Source organism: Neolewinella agarilytica, from assembly GCF_900110645.1.
Lineage (GTDB): Bacteria > Bacteroidota > Bacteroidia > Chitinophagales > Saprospiraceae > Neolewinella > Neolewinella agarilytica.
In genome coordinates this window covers 1-1888 of record NZ_FOFB01000057.1, presented here as the reverse complement: position 1 = coordinate 1888, position 1888 = coordinate 1, and the positions used below count along the sequence as shown (strand labels likewise).

The 1888-nt window shown below is 41.3% G+C and carries 2 protein-coding genes and 1 pseudogene; 2 read left to right on the top strand and 1 reads right to left on the bottom strand.

The genetic code is table 11. The annotated features are described in order from the left end of the window. Positions 1-93: 93 nt before the first annotated feature. Both BM123_RS23685 and BM123_RS23680 read left to right on the top strand, forming a co-directional pair. A pseudogene (locus tag BM123_RS23685) lies at positions 94-924 on the top strand (RHS repeat-associated core domain-containing protein); the annotation flags it as partial. After that, complete coding sequence (locus BM123_RS23680; RefSeq protein ID WP_090173617.1) at positions 924-1514, top strand: hypothetical protein; 591 nt, start codon at positions 924-926, stop codon at positions 1512-1514. The pseudogene BM123_RS23685 and the gene BM123_RS23680, both read left to right, overlap by 1 nt. Before the next feature lie 50 nt (positions 1515-1564). Here the strand turns inward: BM123_RS23680 and BM123_RS23675 are convergent. Then, positions 1565-1888 (bottom strand): helix-turn-helix domain-containing protein (locus BM123_RS23675; protein WP_090173615.1); only part of this gene is annotated, 324 nt, incomplete at its 5' end.

The window sequence follows — 1888 nt, the reverse complement described above, 5'->3', positions numbered from 1 at the left end:
AACTGAGGGAGAAGCGTTAGCTTTGGGGTGGTGCTAATGAGCATCGTTGATGGTTGAAATGTTGGTGCTGGGGGATATTGCTATCGGTATAATGGGATCGAACATAGTGAAGAGTTAGGGCTGGATTTGGCAGTATTCCGTAGTTATGATCCTGCTATCGGGAGATGGTTGCAGGTTGACCCAAAGGCTGAGGCATTTACTTGGGCTTCCCCGTATAATGGTATGCTAAACAATCCGATCTCTAATATTGATCCATTGGGGGATACAACTCGTATTTTCAACTTAGAAGGTATCTTGCAAAGGACTATTAATGACTCTCACGCTAATCAAGAGCATTTTCTCACTACTGGGGCTTTAGATATTCTTGGACAGGTCGGCTTCTTGGATGCTGATGGTCAAGGAATTGTATCGCGAGCACTGTCATCATTCTTTATTGGAGAGAATACACGAAGCCAAATCGAGGAAATTGTTTCTATTTCTGATGGAGAAGGTCTAGAAAGGGCGTTTGTGCTTGACCTGGGTAGTGGGTCAAAAGAATTACAAGCATTAGACATAACAGCTAATAGAAATAGAGGTCCCAGCCACTTCGATGTTCCGAATCAGTTATACAAACTATACCCTACAGCAGTAATTTCAGGACATGTGCATCCCAAGACAGGTTTTAAGCCTGATGATCCACAGGCGTTACACATTCCAAGTGCTACTGGCTATGGATATGGTAAAGACTTTGTCGCGCATCTTCGTAGAAGCTCGAGAGGTTTTGAATCATCACCTCTTATGATTGCTACTTTCCAAGGCTACAACTTGTACACAAGCGAGAGATATACTAAAAAAATTAATCCTAGAACAAAAGGATTTGATGTAGAGGTGCCCGTTGGAAGAGGTAACATATACAACTATCAGGGTGTAAAAATAATTGAGTGATGAAAAAAGCCTTCTTCTTTTTCGTAGTCCTTTTTCTAAATCCTTCGTGTCGGGAATCCCCGAAAGTAAATGATGAAGTAGATGTCTTAAAAATCGAAGAGAAACAAAATCTTCAGAAGAAGGACGAGGAATTTGGCCTGTCAACAATAGGAGAGCTACCCTTAGAGAAATCAATTGTTGAAATGATTAGAGTATTTATTAATCAGCCTTTTGGAGGAAGTAATTATGTTGTCAAAATGTATCGCTATCCTAACAATACTCTAATATGTAAAAAGGAAGTCACTGGATACGGGCTTAATAGGAGCTACCAAGAAACTTGTAATAGTCTTAAGCCAAGTGTTCATTTAGATAGCTTGTGGGATAAATCGGTTTTTACGGTTTTACAACATAGCAAAGATTTAAATCAAAGCGAAACAGGCAATGATGATTGGGTAGCACAAGTAGAATTGGCCAAAGGAATAGAAAATTTATCTGTTGAGCTTTCAATATGTACGGCTATTAATTGGCCAATTGTTCTGGCAGAAGATATTCTATCTGATAGAATAGCACTGCCCCTACCTGAGTGTTATAATCTACATCCCACTGAATAGTTGCCTACAGGTGCCTCCGCATATCTGTCATGTAGTGATAAATTAAGTGTTTAGCTGGCGTAACTAAGTCTTGTAGTAGTGTCCCTGACTAGGGCCTCAATAGCAAAGAGGATGTGCTCTCGTTCCTTCTGCGGCAGCTGCTGTAAAGCGATCATTTGCTTGATCAGCTTCGGCTCGATGGTCTCGTCAATTTTACCCGTCAGGTAATCCATAGATACATCGAAGACATCTGCAATTTTTAGCACTTGCTCAATAGAGGGCTTTGCTTCTCCGCGTTCATACCTGCCGACGACGTTGGCATGAATCCCGATTTTCTTGGCTAACTCGCTTTGAGAGAGGTTGTGCTCTTTCCTCAGCTGTACGAGGCGTTGGTT